At 39.6% G+C, this 16,853-nt stretch carries 14 protein-coding genes; 7 read left to right on the forward strand and 7 right to left on the reverse strand.

Annotation, left to right across the window (positions count from 1 at the left end):
• Positions 1-38 precede the first annotated feature (38 nt).
• The 3 genes from Q7674_RS14020 to cra form a co-directional block, all read right to left on the reverse strand.
• Positions 39-413, reverse strand: a complete 375-nt coding sequence (locus tag Q7674_RS14020) for a hypothetical protein (protein ID WP_023932488.1) — start codon at positions 411-413, stop codon at positions 39-41.
• Positions 414-484: 71 nt separating this feature from the next.
• Positions 485-1,528, reverse strand: a complete 1,044-nt coding sequence (locus tag Q7674_RS14025; RefSeq protein WP_043128909.1) for an FUSC family protein — start codon at positions 1,526-1,528, stop codon at positions 485-487.
• 134 nt (positions 1,529-1,662) lie between these two features.
• Positions 1,663-2,646: a catabolite repressor/activator gene (gene cra / locus Q7674_RS14030; protein WP_305424055.1), complete on the reverse strand. Its 984-nt coding sequence runs from the start codon at positions 2,644-2,646 to the stop codon at positions 1,663-1,665.
• Positions 2,647-2,973: 327 nt separating this feature from the next.
• Between cra and fruB the strand changes: the two genes are divergently transcribed.
• From fruB to fruA, 3 genes are read left to right on the forward strand one after another with little or no spacing between them, the layout of a single operon-like run.
• Entirely contained in the window at positions 2,974-4,092 is a 1,119-nt protein-coding gene (gene fruB / locus Q7674_RS14035; RefSeq protein ID WP_045065227.1) for a fused PTS fructose transporter subunit IIA/HPr protein, read from the forward strand.
• Between the two features lie 25 nt (positions 4,093-4,117).
• A complete protein-coding gene (gene pfkB, locus Q7674_RS14040; protein ID WP_305424137.1) occupies positions 4,118-5,056 on the forward strand; it encodes a 1-phosphofructokinase in 939 nt (312 codons plus the stop codon).
• A gap of 39 nt (positions 5,057-5,095) precedes the next feature.
• The gene (gene fruA, locus Q7674_RS14045) at positions 5,096-6,829 is read left to right on the forward strand and encodes a PTS fructose transporter subunit IIBC (protein WP_045065229.1); all 1,734 of its coding nucleotides are present in this window, start codon (positions 5,096-5,098) and stop codon (positions 6,827-6,829) included.
• An 88-nt stretch (positions 6,830-6,917) separates the two neighbouring features.
• Here fruA and Q7674_RS14050 read toward each other — a convergent pair whose 3' ends face one another.
• Entirely contained in the window at positions 6,918-8,285 is a 1,368-nt protein-coding gene (locus Q7674_RS14050; protein ID WP_045065231.1) for a DEAD/DEAH box helicase, read from the reverse strand.
• 120 nt (positions 8,286-8,405) lie between these two features.
• Complete coding sequence (locus tag Q7674_RS14055) at positions 8,406-8,687, reverse strand: hypothetical protein (RefSeq protein WP_023932475.1); 282 nt, start codon at positions 8,685-8,687, stop codon at positions 8,406-8,408.
• Positions 8,688-9,026: 339 nt separating this feature from the next.
• Between Q7674_RS14055 and Q7674_RS14060 the strand changes: the two genes are divergently transcribed.
• The 4 genes from Q7674_RS14060 (at position 9,027) to Q7674_RS14075 (ending at position 14,496) form a co-directional block, all read left to right on the forward strand.
• Positions 9,027-9,911 (forward strand): sulfurtransferase, encoded by an 885-nt coding sequence (locus Q7674_RS14060; RefSeq protein ID WP_045065233.1) that lies wholly within the window; start codon positions 9,027-9,029, stop codon positions 9,909-9,911.
• Between the two features lie 18 nt (positions 9,912-9,929).
• A complete protein-coding gene (locus Q7674_RS14065; protein ID WP_237156783.1) occupies positions 9,930-11,942 on the forward strand; it encodes an ATP-binding protein in 2,013 nt (670 codons plus the stop codon).
• Positions 11,943-12,133: 191 nt separating this feature from the next.
• Positions 12,134-12,655, forward strand: coding sequence for a peptide deformylase (gene def, locus Q7674_RS14070; RefSeq protein WP_023932470.1), 522 nt, complete (start codon positions 12,134-12,136; stop codon positions 12,653-12,655).
• Positions 12,656-12,948: 293 nt separating this feature from the next.
• The gene (locus Q7674_RS14075; protein ID WP_045065235.1) at positions 12,949-14,496 is read left to right on the forward strand and encodes a hypothetical protein; all 1,548 of its coding nucleotides are present in this window, start codon (positions 12,949-12,951) and stop codon (positions 14,494-14,496) included.
• Positions 14,497-14,542: 46 nt separating this feature from the next.
• Here Q7674_RS14075 and Q7674_RS14080 read toward each other — a convergent pair whose 3' ends face one another.
• The gene (locus Q7674_RS14080) at positions 14,543-15,508 is read right to left on the reverse strand and encodes an LD-carboxypeptidase (protein WP_045065237.1); all 966 of its coding nucleotides are present in this window, start codon (positions 15,506-15,508) and stop codon (positions 14,543-14,545) included.
• Positions 15,509-15,631: 123 nt separating this feature from the next.
• A complete protein-coding gene (locus tag Q7674_RS14085; RefSeq protein ID WP_305424058.1) occupies positions 15,632-16,747 on the reverse strand; it encodes an anhydro-N-acetylmuramic acid kinase in 1,116 nt (371 codons plus the stop codon).
• Positions 16,748-16,853: the final 106 nt, after the last annotated feature.

The raw sequence follows: 16,853 nt of genomic DNA on the forward strand, positions 1-16,853 counted from the left end.
ACATCATGCCGTTTTTTATTGGTGTTTTAAGCGACTAATTAGCCTTGCTCTTTCATTGCAGAAACCACAGATGGATCATTTATAAGGTTAAACAGCATGCTTTTCGCTGAAGCACGTTGTGCATCGGATAATACTTTTTTCGGGTTATCACGGTGTAGAGTGATAATGCTTTTCACAAACTTGCTATTAGTGCCTGATAGTTCGTAAACATAGCGTAACGTATCAAGCAGCTCTTTTTGTGGCAGGCTATATACTGCCATTTCACAACTTAGCCCATCCATTGCAAGGAAGTTATTCACTTTCTCTCTTAATTCAGCATCAAACTTTGCTTTGGCTTCATAGCCATCAATTAAAGCTTGTACTCTATCGGCGATGGCTACAGGTACTTCCATTGTTTTTGTTTTTTGAGTCATTGCAGATTCTCCCGAGATGGCTGTCATGTTTATAAATCAGTAACCAATACATTAACGATATAATGCTTCAATTACAAAGGTGATATAGCTTTATGTTTGGTGTTTTGGATAAGTTGTAGCTGAACAATCAATTCATCTAAACGATAGACTAACTGTCTGGTTAACCATAGATAACCATAAGGCCCTAATAAAATCGAGTCTTTGGGTTGTGGAATTTGTAACGCCATTTCTTTCAGTTGATGAACATCTGGCAGATCGAGCGCTGTATGATTGTGATCGGCAAGTTGATTTAAAATTTGTACGATTTGCTGTTGGTAAGCTTTAAGCCCAGTTTGCGCTAATAGTTGCCGACGACCAATATCAGAACTCCAATGGGTTTCTATTAACTGTTCAATCAAACTTATCATTGAACTTTGAATGGTTACGATGGCTTTATAGTGACCTGCAGATTTCTTATTTTCTTTTTGCACATTGGGCAACAAGCTCACCATTTGAATTTGACGTTCATTTACCTGCGACTTAATACGCGACAAAATTTTAATGCTAGGAATATGAGCAGAAGCATGGGCTTGGTATAGCTGACGTAAATCATGCAGGTTGTTATTAAACAGTTGATCCCACTGGTATTGGGCGCGAATAGGAAACAGCATGGAAAATGCCATTGCGATTAAGCTACCAATAATAATATTGGTGACTCGCCACATTGCAACAGAGACTTCTTGCTCGCTGTTGCCTTGATAGGCCACGATGATCAGCGTCATTACTGCTAAGAAAAAGATGTAAGTGTTTTTACCGTGAGATTTTAATGACAGTAAAAAGCACCAAGTTAGCATCCATACGGGTACAAAATCCGCCAAATTTTGAGGGAAAAATACCGTCACTAAACCTAATATTGCGCCGAGTAGTGTACCGCCAACACGCTGGAAACCTTTTTGTTTGATAACGCCAGCGTAAGGTTGCATTAGCACCACGGCGACAGTAACAGGTCCCCACATTGAATGGGGAACGGGTACGAAAGTGTAAAATACAAGGCTAAAAGCAATCGCAAGTGTGACACGAAGAGCGTGTGCAAACTGCGCGTGGGTAAGCAGTAAAAGCTTTAACCGTGAATACATAACGTGCCGTATAAGTGGATGATAACGTGACGTAATTATGCGACTTAAATCACACTTCATCCACCAGTTTATTGGCTATAGGTATCGAAATATTAAGGAATTCGTCAGATATGTGATGGCACGCCTTTGAAAGTTTATCGGCAGATCAGCTTTCTTGGGATCACTTCGACGCCTTGTTGATAATCTCCCTTAATTGCTGATAAAGCGAGCTGTAGCGCACAATCAGCGATAAGATCAAACTGTTGCGGTAATGATTGAATCTTATTAGGTAGAAAGTCTAACAATCGATTATCACCAAAGGTGGCTAAATAAGTTTTTGCCATTATCTCTGGGTGCTTGAGTAAGCAATCCAGAATCCCTTCAAAAAGTGTGTAAGAAGTAGCAAGTACGGCCTGTGGGAAAACACCGTCTTGAATCCATTGTTCAGCTATTTGCGCTCCATGTTGCTGGCTAAATTGTTCGCCATAACTGATCTGCACTTGGTTATCTTTATTACTATTCGTTAATGCAGAATGAAAACCTTGTTCGCGCTCTTTGGATACCCCAAGATCAGGCACCGCGCCAATTAAACCAATAGATGAAATAGGCTGAGAGAGTAGGGCTTTCGTAAGCGCATAAGCCCCTTCAAGATCCTCGCTGATCACCGAGGCGAAATATTCATCATCTAAAGCACGGTCAATCGCAATAACAGGTGTACCTTTAGCTTGTACTTGTCGGTAGAAATCATTGTCTGCTGGCAGTGAGCTTGCCACGATCAGTGCATCAAGTTTGCGACTGAGTAAGATCGTTGCCACATTCACTTCTGTATCAGGATCGTCATCAGTACAGGAAATAATCACTTGGTAACCCGCTTTACGGGCATTGAGTTCTAATAATTTAGCAATTTTGGCATAACTGCTGTTTTCAAGATCTGGAATGATCAAGCCTAAAGATTGGCTACTGCTAGCGCGAAGAGAAGAGGCGGCGTGGTTAGGGCGATAGTTGTGGGCATTAACGACAGCAAGCACTTTTTGCTGTGTTTTTTCGCTAATACGATATTGCTCTGCCTTACCATTGATAATGTAGCTTGCTGTGGTTCTTGAGACGCCAGCAAGTTTTGCGATTTCATTTAATGTCATTAGTTAATCATTCTATTTAAGCACTGAAATTTGGTGCACTACGCCACAAAGTACCCATTTATAGCGTTAACCTATATTCATTAATTGCGATTTGAAGCCAATTTGTGCGCTTCATCATAGATCCAGTGATTACCTCGCTAGGATCAATTGCAATATTAGCTGAAACGATTCAGTATGCAAGCTGAAAGGTTTCAGTAGAGTGTAAAGCAAATGTAGCTGAATGATTGTACTGAAACTTTTAATTTGACTAGTTGCTGAAACGATTCAGCTTTCAGCGACTAGTCAGTAAAATAATTAAGCAAAGATTCGATAAGCTCGGAGAAAAAGATGCTGTCATTAACTCAACATGATATTGCTTTGCGGAAATCGGCAAACAATAAACAAGATGCAATTAAAGCACTTGCTGCAGATCTAGAGGCTGAAGGGCTAGTACGTACTGGCTATGTGAACGGGATGCTAACCCGTGAATCGCAAAATTCGACTTACCTAGGCAATGGTATTGCGATCCCTCATGGCACAACAGATACCCGCGAATTGGTGAATAAAACAGGGGTAAAAGTTCATCAATACCCACAAGGTGTCGATTGGGGTAATGGTCAAACCGTTTATCTTGCGATCGGTATCGCCGCTAAATCTGATGAACACCTATCGATTCTAAAGCAATTAACCAAAGTACTCTCTGCTGATGGTATTGAAGAGAAGCTAAAACATTGTGATAGCGCAGATCAGGTAATTGCCATTTTAATGGGTGCTGAGCAATCAGAAGCAGAATGTAATAGTCAGTTAATCTTAAAAGATTTTCCGGTAAACGATGTATTGCAGTTAAGTGCTGTTGCCGCGGGTTTAATAAAGCAGCAAGGTTTTGCTGACAAGCAGATGGTAGCAGACGTTATTAGTAAAGACCCAAGTTACCTAGGTCAGGGCCTATGGCTAATAAGCAGTGATCAACAGGTTGAACGCACCGCTATTGCGGTTGTTACGCCTGCACAAGCGTTTGAATATCAATCTCAGTCAGTAAAAGGTTTGATTGTTATCGCTGCTGCAAATAGCAGTTATGTTGCAAATATCGAGCTTCTTACGTCGCTGATCTTTAACAATAAAGTTGAGGCATTTCTTGCTTCAAGTCCCGAGCAAATGTGTAACGCACTAACCCAAGTACTACTGGATGGTAATACCGCTGTTTTCGCGATTAAAAACCCACACGGTTTACACGCACGTCCTGGGGCAATGTTAGTGAATACCACCAAGCAATTTGATGCTGATATTCAAGTATTAAACTTATCGAATCAAGGTAAATCAGTGAATGCTAAAAGCTTAATGAAAGTGATTGGGCTTGGTGTGAAATGCGGGAATGAGCTGCAATTTACCGCAAGTGGTAGTGATGCAGAAGAGGCACTAGCAGCAATTGGTCAAGCTATTGCTGATGGCTTAGGTGAGAAACTGTAAGGCTTACAGAATGATGAAAAATACAATGAATAATCCTGCAGTTAAAGTTGTCACCGTGACATTAAATCCTGCTTTAGATCTGATTGGTCATTTATCAACACTCACAGCAGGTACTGTGAATGTGGTTGACCAAGGCTCGCTTCATCCGGCGGGAAAAGGCGTCAACGTTGCTAAGGTACTGGCTGAATTAGGCGCAGAGGTAACAGTGACAGGGTTACTTGGTGCAGATAATCAAGAAGGCTTTTGTCAGCTATTTGAACAAATTGGCGTTACCGATAAGTTTGTTCGCGTGGCGGGTGCGACAAGAATTAACGTTAAGTTAGTTGAACAAGACGGACGTGTAAGTGATATCAACTTCCCGGGTGTTAGCGTAACGCATGATGATATTGCGCAGTTCGAAGCAACCTTATTTGAGCTAGCTGAGAGTCACGATGTCTTTGTACTTGCAGGCAGCCTACCGCGCGGTATTTCACCACAGCAATGTGCGTTATGGATCGAAAAACTGCAACAGCTTGGTAAGCAAGTATTGTTTGACAGCAGTAAAGCGGCGTTTGAAGTCGGACTCGAAGCTAAACCTTGGCTGGTTAAACCAAATGATGAAGAGCTAGCTGAGTGGGCGAAACGTGAATTAGTATCTGAAAGCGACATCATCGAAGTTGCGGAGCAATTATCTAATAAACATATCGATAATGTTGTTGTGTCATTGGGTGCTAACGGTGTGATGTGGCGAGATAGTGAAGGTTGGCTGCGTGCTAAACCACCCAAAATGACCGTAATGAGCACAGTTGGTGCGGGCGATACATTAGTTGCTGGAATGTGTTGGGGACATCTAAACGGTTGGAATAAAGCAAAAACCTTAAGTTTTGCTACTGCGCTTTCTGCCTACGCTGTTACCCAAGTAGGTGTTGGTGTAGATGATTTAGCAGCTGTAAAAAACATAGAAGATAGCGTTCAACTTTCATAAGAGCGCAACAATAACGTCGACAGTGTAGGGATTGAACAGATGAAGATTAGTATCGTTACCGCATGTCCAAGTGGCATTGCAACAACATTGATTGCCGCTGGATTATTAGAAAAAGCCGCAGCAGAGCTAAAATGGCAAGCTAATATTGAATGTCACACCACATTAAAGCCAACACAGTTATTAACTGAGCAACAAATTGAGCAATCAGACTACATTGTGATTGCTGCCAATGCAGAGGTTGATGAGCAGCGTTTTGTGGGTAAGAAAGTCTACCGCAGTGATGTTTCAGCATGCATGGAAAACCCAACAGCATGGCTACAAGAGGCGGTTAATCAATCGCAGGAATTGGTTGCTGAAAGTGTTGTAACAACACCTAATTCAAGCAAGAAAAAGATTGTGGCAATTACAGCGTGCCCAACAGGTGTTGCACATACCTTTATGGCTGCTGAAGCATTAGAAACGGAAGCTAAACGTCAGGAGTACGATGTTAAAGTTGAAACTCGTGGCTCTGTTGGGGCTAAAAACCAATTAACCGCAGAAGAAATTGAAGCTGCTGATTTGGTGATTATTGCCGCTGACATTGATGTGGATTTATCACGCTTTAATGGAAAGCCTCTTTATAAAACCAGTACGGGCTTGGCGCTTAAGAAAACAGCACAGGAAATTGATAACGCTTTTGCTCAAGCAGCGCCTTATCAACATAGTGTAAAAGAAACCACAGAGAAGAAAGAAGAGAAAGCAGGTGTGTACAAACACCTAATGACAGGCGTTTCCTACATGCTGCCATTAGTGGTTGCTGGTGGCTTATCAATTGCGTTGTCATTTGTTTTCGGTATCGAAGCATTTAAAGAGCAGGGAACACTAGCAGCAGCATTAATGAAAATTGGTGGTGATTCTGCCTTTGCATTAATGGTGCCTGTTCTGGCTGGTTTTATTGCTTTCTCCATTGCAGATCGCCCTGGTCTAGCGCCTGGTTTAATTGGCGGTATGTTAGCAAGTTCAACAGGGGCTGGCTTTTTAGGTGGTATCGTTGCAGGTTTCTTAGCAGGTTACAGTGCGAAATTCCTAGTGGAAAAAGTGAAATTACCGCAATCAATGGATGCCTTAAAACCTATCCTAATCATTCCATTCGTTGCTAGCTTAATTACTGGCTTGGTAATGATTTATGTTGTCGGTGGTCCAGTATCTGCGGCTATGGAAGGGTTAACCCATTTCCTTAATACCATGGGATCTGCGAATGCGGTTTTATTGGGTATCATTCTTGGCTGTATGATGTGTTTCGACCTAGGTGGTCCTGTTAATAAAGCAGCATATACATTTGGTGTTGGCTTATTAGCATCTCATACTTATGCGCCAATGGCTGCAGTAATGGCGGCGGGTATGGTGCCAGCTATGGGTATGGGTCTAGCCACTTTTCTTGCAAAACGTAAGTTCGCTGCAAGTGAAAATGAAGCAGGTAAAGCATCGTTTGTACTAGGCTTATGTTTTATCTCTGAAGGTGCGATTCCGTTTGCGGCACGCGATCCAATGCGTGTGATCCCATGCTGTATGTTAGGTGGTGCGTTAACAGGTGCATTATCTATGCTATTCGGTGCAAAACTAATGGCACCACACGGCGGTTTATTTGTTCTGCTTATTCCTAATGCAATTACACCAGCGTTACTTTACTTAGTCGCTATTATTGCAGGTACATTAGTTACAGGTATTTCTTATGCAATCCTGAAACGTCCAGAAGCAGAAAACAATTCATCACTTGTATCAGCGAAAGCTTAATCTTTTACTGACTCAAGCATAAACAAAAACGCCAGTATGCAGATAGTAAAAGCATACTGGCGTTTTTTATAGGTTTAGAAAGCCATTATTATTGTTGTGGCTTAGGCTTACGTGGTGCACGAGGTAAACCTGTTTCACGATCTGTAATAGGCTTACGGCGTTTAGGCTTGGCTGATTTAGGCTTATCACCACGAGATGCATTGTTACGGCTACGATTGTCACGACGTGGTTTACGCTCGTTATTTTCACCTTCTGCATCATCGCGAGGTTTCGCTGGTTTCTTGAACTTTGGTTTATAGTTCAAAATTGAAACTGGCACTTCTTTTTTAGGTTTAAAGCCTTCAATTTCTTTACGAACAATTAAGTGGCCTAATAGGCTCTCAATCATACATAGGTTTTTGAAGTTATCTTTTGATACAAATGAAATCGCTTCACCTGATGCGCCAGCACGACCTGTACGACCAATACGGTGAACATATTCTTCTGGTGGGAACGGTAAATCGTAGTTAACCACACGCGTTAATTGCTCAATATCGATACCACGTGATGCTACGCCAGTTGCAATTAAGTATTGCAGTTTGCCGTTTTTAAAATCTTCTAATAGCTGTGAACGTACGCCTTGGCTACGACCACTGTGGAAAGATTCTGCTTTAATACCGCGCTTTTCTAGCTGTGTTACTAATTTAGCCGCACCATGTTTGGTTTCAATGAAGATCAACGCTTGATCCCATTGTTGTTCTTGAATTAGGTGACTAAGTAATGACGATTTCATGTCTTTATCAACGGTCACTAACCATTGATCAATTTTAGGATCGGCAGAGGCGTCTTTAGCGACTGAGATTTCAATCGGATTACGTACTGCAGTTTTTGCTAGGAAGCGCACCTGATCAGATAAAGTTGCTGAGAACAGCATGTTTTGGCGTTCAACCGGTAAGCGCTCAACGATCTTATTAATGTCTTCAATAAAGCCCATATCAAGCATACGGTCGGCTTCATCAAGCACTAAAATTTCAATCGCATCAAAGTGAATCGCACGTTGGGTGTACATATCTAACAGACGACCCGGTGTTGCCACTAAAATATCGACACCTTCAATTAAACGACGTTTTTGTGGTTCGTAATCCACACCACCGTACATCGCCATTGATTTAAGGTTTAAGTGTTTGCTGTATTGCTTAATGTTGTCTTCTACTTGTACAGCCAGTTCACGAGTAGGGGCAAGAATTAATGCACGCACACGCTTAGGGCGAACCTTAATGCCATCATTTAGCATTTGTAAGATTGGTAATACGAAACTCGCTGTTTTACCTGTACCTGTTTGCGCAGCAGCCATCAGGTTTTTACCTGTTAGAGCAACTGGAATGGCTTTTTCTTGAATAGGTGTCGGAGAGGTGTAACCCATTTCGGTTACGGCTTTAACGATAGAATCGCTTAATCCAAGCTTAGAGAATGGCATGTAGAGTCTCAAATAAATCATTAAACAGTTAATGCAATGACATTAACGCAGAAAATATCGCGGAGTATATCACGCTTAACAATAGGCTGTATGTAGTGCGAGTTTACTAAAACGATAGCGCTATTGGCTGATGATATTGTTTCGTACTAAAGCTCGACGCACATTATTACACAGTTTGCCAAAGCGTCGGATCTCATCAAATTGCGGAGTAACACCACGGGCAATGGCAGATTCCCAATAGGTTAAATCCGTATCAACTAACTCTAATAATTTCTTTGGGCAACCGACACATTTGTTGTCAGGGCCACAGACAAAAGTACTTTCATCATAAAGGGGAAATTGTTGTTTGACTTGGCTAATGATGTCGAGCATTGCCGTTGTTCGGTCTGGCTTTTTACACATGGTAGGAATAACGAATAAAACAATATTCTAAATCAGCATAAATAAAATATCTATCGATAATCATCCTATACTAATGATGGGAATAGAAACGCAAATTATCATATTGATATAAATATGATTCTTGCTGAAGTGCTGTCTAAATATTTAGGTATTGGATACCAATTTGCTTTGCAAAATGCAGAAAGAGAAATTGCTAAATGTACAGAAAGCTAAAAATGATGGGAAATCAGGCGAATTAATATTTTTTATTTTGGCTAGTTTCTTGCTGGATATGAAATGTGTTGGTCAAAAGTGTTCTTATTGTTGGTGCGCGTATACAGGTGAAATAAGGAAAGCAGAATGACTAAATGGCAAAACATATTGAAAAATTTATCAGTTTTTGTGTTTGTTATCGTGGGTCTCTTTACCAGTATGAGTGCCTTGGCACAACAAAGTTATGTCGTCGACCCTAATTGGCTGAAAGAGCAAATAAAAACGAAGCAGCCGATAGTGATTTTTGATAGCCGATCTAAAGAAGAATATGATCAAGGACATATCCCTAATGCGATCAGTTTTCCTGTCGATGATACTTATGTAGTTCAAGATCGCGCATATTACGTTAAAAATAAAGTCAACATAGCCCCATTGTTGAGAGAGAAAGGAGTAACGAAAGACGCTAAAGTGATTGTGTATGATCAAGGTGAACTCATGTTTGCGTCGCGACTACTCTGGGTATTAGAGCTCTACGGTATTAAAGATTTAGCGATTTTAAATGGCGGTCTTGATGGCTGGAAAGAGAAGAACGACGTTTCTCAAGTAGCACATTCATTACCTGCTTCCGATTATGTGCCTGTGCTTAATCCAAGTATTTATGCAAGTACTACGGTTGCAAAAGTAGCGGTTCATAACCCGAAATATAATCTATATGACAGCCGCACTTATGATGAATATTTAGGTAAGAAATCAATGACCAGTAAATATGGTCGCATACCTAAAGCAAAATATATTGATTTAAGTGAGTTTTTTACTATTGATGAAAATGGTAATAAATTTCTTAAAATACAAGCTGAACTTGATGAAGTATTAGCACACTTAGACAAATCAAAGAAAAATATTACTTACTGCAATAAAGGTACGGCATCGACATTATCTTATTACTTATTAAAACAAGCTGGCTTTAATGTAGCGCATTATGATGGTTCTTGGATTGATTGGTCTGAAAAAGGATTACCCATCGAAAAATAGATTTACCTTGAGGGTAAAATGATGAAGGAAAATGTGAACGATAACTCTATTGCAAAAGAAAAGAGTGATCAATTAAATACAAAGATTACGCACGAGCATGATATTCATCATTTGTATCACAAAACAAGCTTATTTAGTAAAATTGCGCTGGTCATGAGTACAGTTCTACTTTGTGTCATGATATCAGCGCTTTATATTAGTTATTATAATAATACACAGCGTGTTGTGAAAGATATTAAAGTGATGATGAATACCATTTCACCATTACTGGTTGATACTGCCATTTACCAAGACACTGAAACGGCCATTGAACTTAATCGCTATTTAGAAGGTCATAAAGAGATACTTTCTCTGTCCTTGTACGATTTAGATGGGGAGTTGCTGCATTTTTATGAAAACGGTGATGGTGAAAATTATCAGCCATTAAAACAAACCCCAGGTTTATCTATTTATAAAGGTAACTATAAGCTCACTTACCCAGTATCATTTAATGGTGATGATATATTTAATTATGTGGTTTATTACAGCTCTTCAGAAATTATTACTACAATTTTAATTCATATTTTTGTTTTTATTCTGCCATTTTTATTCTTTATATGCTTTATTCTGATTTATATGTACCGCAAGGTAACAAGGCCGTTAACGTTTTTAATTGGTCAATTACCAAAAATAGGCTCAGGCGGCGTTAACATTTCAGATGTTGGAGATGCAGAAGGCGAAGTATCCTTATTAGCATCAGAATTAAAAAAAGCCGACGAGTGCATCCATAATACTGAAAGCAAATTGCAAGGATTAAATCGAAAGTTACGTGAGCAAGCAGATGACTTAAGTGAAGCAATTAAAATAAAATCAGAGTTTATGGCGAATATGAGTCATGAAATCCGTACCCCAATGAACGGTGTACTTGGCTTTGTCCAATGCTTAGAAGAGAGAAAAATGGATAAAGAATCTCGTCGTCAGATTGGGTATATCAAGGAATCAGCGTATTCATTATTAGCGATTATTAATGAAATATTGGATTATTCGAAATTAGAATCAGGTAATGTTGAATTACACTTAACGCCTTTTGCTTTCAATCCTTTTGTTCATAGTTGTATTACGCCATTTATTCATCAAGCCAAAATAAAGAAGATCCATGTTTCAACAGAAATCGGAGACGACATTGCGTCTAGTTTTATTGCAGATGAAGGGCGCTTACGTCAAATACTCATTAATTTAGTCGGTAATGCGGTTAAGTTTACTCATACAGGCTCTGTTACATTGAGTGTTGAGCGTTTATCTTCACCATTACAATATTGTGAAGAATTAAGAAAATATAATGATAAACATATTCAATGGATAAGGTTTAAAGTGATTGATACAGGTATTGGCATTGCAGGAGAAAAGCTCGCCTTTATTTTTGATTCTTACCGCCAGGCAGATGGTTCTATCTCTCGTCAATTTGGTGGGACTGGGCTGGGTTTATCAATCTCGAACAGCTTGTGTAAGCTGATGTCTGCAGAGCTCAAGGTCGAAAGTTGTATCGGGCAAGGGACGACCTTTTGGTTCGATATTCCATTGAAACAGTTCGATGAGAAACACAGTGAAAATAGCGATGAGAGTATTCAAAATACGAATTTATCCATGTACGAAGATCGCAAGATTTTAGTTGCTGAAGATAGCATGGTAAATCAGCAATTAATTAAGGCTTTTCTAACAGCATTTGGACTTAAAAATATAGTGGTTGTAAACGATGGCGTACAAGCCGTTGAGTATATGATAGAAAATACCGCTGATATTATCTTAATGGATTGTCAGATGCCCAATATGGGAGGGCTGGAAGCAACAGAATTAATAAGAAAAATGCAGTCCATTCATCGTCCCGTTATTATTGCGTTAACAGCGAATGTGTTAGAGGAAGAAAAACAACGTTGTTTTAAATCTGGAATGGATGACTTTCTGACAAAACCCATTGAAAAAGTTATTTTATATAAAAGTCTGCAACGGGCTTTTAATCATGAGAATGGTGATGATTTAGCAGCAAATATATAAATTAATAGCACGAAATTTATTCACTTTTACCTATCATACCAATTGAAACAAACGATTATTCTCTCTTTTCTCCGTTCTATAAACTATTGAACATAGAGCAACAAGGCTAATTATCACTTTGAGAGTGAGCGGCTATCTGATAAGTTACGTCCCTGCAAGGTATTCAACTCCATCGAGTAAGTAGAGAGAAAATGGCAGTTTTAGAAATTTTAACCGAACCAAATCCAAAGCTACGCGTTCAAGCTGAAGAAGTAACAGACGTAAAAGCTGAACACATCCAAACGCTTATCGACGACATGCTACAAACCATGTACGAAACGGGTAATGGTATTGGTTTAGCTGCTCCTCAAGTAGGCCGCAAAGAATCTATTATTGTTATCGACTTATCTGAAGAGCGTAATGAGCCACAGGTATTCGTTAACCCTAAGATCGTTCGTGGTGAGAACCCAGTGGTTGGTCAAGAAGGCTGTCTATCAGTACCTGATTACTACGCAGACGTAGAGCGTTTCGAGAAAATCGAACTGACTGCACTGGATCGCGATGGTAATGACATTCACTTTGAGCGTGATGATTTCCTTGCGATTGCACTACAGCATGAAATCGATCACCTAAAAGGTATTCTATTCATTGATTACCTATCGCCACTTAAGCGTCAAATGGCAATGAAAAAAGTGAAGAAATACTTAAAGATGCAAGAGAAAGCAGCTAAGTAATTCATTTAAACAAGTTATCAAAAACGGTGAAAGTCTTATCCATATCGAGTTAAGACATTCACCGTTTTTTTTATATCTAAGTTAATATTGCTTCTTTATTACAGATATGGACAGATAAAATAGTGACATAGATAGAAGCAATAAATAGTAATAATGAAATAAGTTTTTTAATAATTATTTTAAAGTAGAGTCTGTCGCATTCTGACTATATAGTTTTTGTTCATACCTTGTTTTAGCGTAACGCATATTTTGAAATATGCGGATTTATTTTAATACGCTAAAAAGGCAAAGGAATGTTTTATAAAAATAAAATCACAGTGGCTATGTTATTAACGTTATCAACACTGACTGTTGGTTGTGGTGGCGGGGGAGGTGGTGATGATGAAAGCCAACCCAAAGATAATACTCCAATAGTCACGCCAAGCACACCAGATGAAGTAACATCACCAATTACTGAAGATAGTTCTGAAAGTGATACTGATTCAGTTGAGAAGCCAGCTGATGATACAAACACTGTAACACCAGAGCCTAATCCAGAGCCAACGCCTGATCCAGAAGACCCATACACGCCACCAGCAGGATATATACCAGAAGATCCAACACCACTACCAAACAGCGGTGAATACACTTTACCGACATACGTGTACGTTGGTACACCAGCAGACGCTCTCACTAACCTATACTACGTACCAGAAGTAGATCTCACGAAAACTAACAAAATTGGTGAACACAGCACTCACCCAACACTGATCAGTGATCTAGAACCCTACACCACAACAGAGTGCCGACTTAATGACCTAATCAATTGCGCTGATTTAAACGGCAATGATTACACGATCCCGTATTACACAAATAAGCACTCACTAGAAGATAATTACCTCAAAGACACTAAAGACATTGGCCTTATTCAAAATTACTTCACTGACACAGGGCATACTTTCTCTAGAAAAATAGCGCAGAATAACCCTGACTTTATTGCGTATTACGATAATAATGGGAACGTAATTACCCCTCCAAATGTGCCACTGGATAACACTTTTATCACATACCGTTGGGATCTCGATAACCCTATTCCTCTTAAGATAGATGGCACTGATCCTACTGGTACAAAAAGAATACAATACGCCATCGAACTTATGGAAAAAACAATCGGCAAAAAAGTGTTTGATTTGGAGTCTATCAAAAACACACCAAACGAAAATATTGATCGCGGCATCATTATTAAATTCGATAGCGCTTGGAACTGGCAAACATTTGACCATGAGGAACTCTATTACGATGATGATAAAAATATAAAAGTACGCCCTCTTAAAAAATGTGCGATTGCATCACGGTTCGACAATCAACCTGACGCTTATAACAATCAATTAAAATATGTTAATGGAGTTGGCGTGGATGAAAATGGAGTTGATATAAAACAATCCAATGGCTGGAAACCTGAATTCCCTCAAACATACTTCAACACCACCCCTCAAACTATTGATGGTAAAGTATACCTAAACATTGATTACACAACCCATAACGACCTGACAAATGTAACCAGTAGTTGTTTCGCTAATAGAGATATGATTTTCAGTGAATTAGCGGTAATTTTAGGCGGTGGCCGTAATGATTACTTAGCAAAAACAGTTAATGGAACACAAACAACTACCATTAAAACAGATAAAAATGGAACCACGGATAGATTCTTTTTAAAAAACAATAATCGTTACTACAATCTTGGAACACTTATTGGATTACACACAAAATACAACACAACAGAATTCCCATCCAAAAATGTAATAACCACTATTATGCAAAACCCACCTCACAACTTCCCCGAGGTATACGGTAATCCATAACAACTAATTAAAAAGGATAGGGATTTAAAATCTCTATCCTTTTTGTTTATTGCTGCAACGTACAATAATCCGATGGTATACCATGTTCGTTATTGTCGTGACGTTGTAACGATACTTGGCGACCCAAAATAACTGGCTGGTTATGCTTACCGTGCCCGATAAACGGGAAGTAATAAACAGGCTTATCAAACTGCCCAGCAAAGATCTCTAAAACCTTTTTGTACACTAAGCGATCTTGATCGTTTTGATCCATTTGGTAGTACTGACCAAACACAATCGCATTCACATCAAAGTCTTTTAAGAACAAGAGTTGTTGTAAGTAGCGATCTAACTGACGGTAAGTCACACCTATGTCTTCAAGCAATAACACTTTATTGGCAAAGTCTGGCTGATATTTCGTGCCAAAGGTAGCGCCAACTAAGGTGTGATTGCCACCAATCAGCTGTCCTGAAACTGCGGTTGTTTTCGCTAACTCGTTAAGCGGTAATACCGTGTTATAGCTAACACCTTCATGCATGAGTGCTTTTAGATCTGGAATCGGTTGTTCGTTACCGCCGTTGGTCGCTTTATTGGTTGACGCATTAATTGCATGAACCGACTGCCAGCCTAGCTCATTATTAATAAAGCTGTGAATGGCAGTAACATCGCTAAAACCGACAATGGTCTTGGGTTTGATTTCACCAAGCTGCGTTTTATAAGCGTGTAAATATGGCAATAGGTTTAATGCACCGCCGCCGCCTCGGAAAAACCACAATACATCAATAGTTGGATCAAGCAGGGCGGTGATCAGATTATTGGCACGCTCTTGATCGGTATTGACGTAACCTAAGTCTGAAATCACTTGATTTAAGTATTTGGTGGTGACCATGTAGCCGTGATCGATAAAGGTCTTTACCACATTATCGACAGTTTGCTCATCATATTGGGTTGAGCAGGAAATCAGGGCGACTTGGTTAAATTCTTTTGCGCAAATAAGATCGGAATCTAACGCATTATTTTTCATTGTATTCATATATTAGATTGTTCTCTAATTGAGCATATTCACTGTTTAAGCACAGTTAAATTGTCTTTTATCATGACGATAATAGTGAGTATAACAAACTGTTTATTCACTATTTTAAGCCATCGTAAGAAATCACTGTGCAGGGTAAATGGCACCTAAGGTCGTTAAACGAGAAGCACCAGTAACTTCAGGTAAATTGCCAGATAAGCCATGTAATGTACGATAGCCCAGCCATGCAAAAGCCATTGCTTCCATATTATCGCTATCCACACCACGTTCGCTGGTGGTCGTGACTGTCCAATCTGGTAGCAATGCGGCTAAACGTTGCATTAATAGTGGGTTATGGGCTCCGCCACCACAAACTAATAACTCGTTTGGCATGTTATCAGGCGTGTCTTGGGCTGTTTTACTGACATCATTAGCAATAGTTATAGCAGTGAATTCAGCTAATGTTGCTTGTACATCTTGTGGCTCAATAATCAAGCCAGTTAAATGCTGCTCTAACCACGGTAAGTTAAACAATTCACGTCCAGTGCTTTTTGGGGGAGTTAGGGCTAGATAAGGCTCTTGTAGTAGGCGAGTTAATAGCTCTGAATTAACCTTTCCTGATAATGCCCATTGTGCATTTTTATCATAGCTTTGTTGAAGATGTTGGTTGATCCACGCATCCATTAACATGTTGCCAGCACCAGTATCAAAACCAATCACAGGTTTATTTGGTGTCAGTACGGTGATATTGGAAATACCGCCAATATTTAAAATCACACGATTAATGTGTTTGTCGCTAAATAATTGCTGGTGGAATGCAGGTACTAAAGGCGCGCCTTGACCGCCAAATGCCATGTCTTTACGACGAAAATCAGCAACCGTAGTTATTCCCGTTTTAGCGGCAATGATATTGGGATCGCCTAATTGCATAGTAAAAGGATAGGGTGAATCAGGCGCATGAAATACTGTTTGTCCGTGACTGGCGACGGCCTTAATGGCACTAGCCGATGTTTGTGTTTTTTCTAGTAAGGCATTAACAGCATCGGCAAAGAGTTGACCCAAGCGATGATCAAGCTCGCCAATTTGTTGAAGGTTTGTGCTTTGACCGATACAAACATCCAGTAATGCTTGTTTTAAATCACTTGGCATTGGGTAGTCATGATTGCCTAATAGCTTAATATTGTGATCATTCATTTCAACCAGAACGGCATCTACGCCATCCATGCTAGTACCTGACATTAGTCCAATATATTTTTCCATCACAAATTCCATACATATTACAAGGCTGTAGCCATACTTTAGATCTTACTGTTTCATAATCAAATAGATTTTAACGAAGTGATTGGTTTAATTTTAAAAGTAAAGC

The sequence above is a fragment of the Photobacterium leiognathi genome (genome assembly GCF_030685535.1).
Lineage (GTDB): Bacteria > Pseudomonadota > Gammaproteobacteria > Enterobacterales > Vibrionaceae > Photobacterium > Photobacterium leiognathi.

Excerpts from the sequence above, each read along its gene's own strand:
- Q7674_RS14020 (WP_023932488.1), bottom strand. The coding sequence starts at position 413 with ATGACTCAAAAAACAAAAACAATGGAAGTACCTGTAGCCATCGCCGAT.
- Q7674_RS14025 (WP_043128909.1), bottom strand. The coding sequence starts at position 1,528 with ATGTATTCACGGTTAAAGCTTTTACTGCTTACCCACGCGCAGTTTGCA.
- cra (WP_305424055.1), bottom strand. The coding sequence starts at position 2,646 with ATGACATTAAATGAAATCGCAAAACTTGCTGGCGTCTCAAGAACCACA.
- fruB (WP_045065227.1), top strand. The coding sequence starts at position 2,974 with ATGCTGTCATTAACTCAACATGATATTGCTTTGCGGAAATCGGCAAAC.
- pfkB (WP_305424137.1), top strand. The coding sequence starts at position 4,118 with ATGAATAATCCTGCAGTTAAAGTTGTCACCGTGACATTAAATCCTGCT.
- fruA (WP_045065229.1), top strand. The coding sequence starts at position 5,096 with ATGAAGATTAGTATCGTTACCGCATGTCCAAGTGGCATTGCAACAACA.
- Q7674_RS14050 (WP_045065231.1), bottom strand. The coding sequence starts at position 8,285 with ATGCCATTCTCTAAGCTTGGATTAAGCGATTCTATCGTTAAAGCCGTA.
- Q7674_RS14055 (WP_023932475.1), bottom strand. The coding sequence starts at position 8,687 with ATGTGTAAAAAGCCAGACCGAACAACGGCAATGCTCGACATCATTAGC.
- Q7674_RS14060 (WP_045065233.1), top strand. The coding sequence starts at position 9,027 with ATGACTAAATGGCAAAACATATTGAAAAATTTATCAGTTTTTGTGTTT.
- Q7674_RS14065 (WP_237156783.1), top strand. The coding sequence starts at position 9,930 with ATGATGAAGGAAAATGTGAACGATAACTCTATTGCAAAAGAAAAGAGT.
- def (WP_023932470.1), top strand. The coding sequence starts at position 12,134 with ATGGCAGTTTTAGAAATTTTAACCGAACCAAATCCAAAGCTACGCGTT.
- Q7674_RS14075 (WP_045065235.1), top strand. The coding sequence starts at position 12,949 with ATGTTTTATAAAAATAAAATCACAGTGGCTATGTTATTAACGTTATCA.
- Q7674_RS14080 (WP_045065237.1), bottom strand. The coding sequence starts at position 15,508 with ATGAATACAATGAAAAATAATGCGTTAGATTCCGATCTTATTTGCGCA.
- Q7674_RS14085 (WP_305424058.1), bottom strand. The coding sequence starts at position 16,747 with ATGGAAAAATATATTGGACTAATGTCAGGTACTAGCATGGATGGCGTA.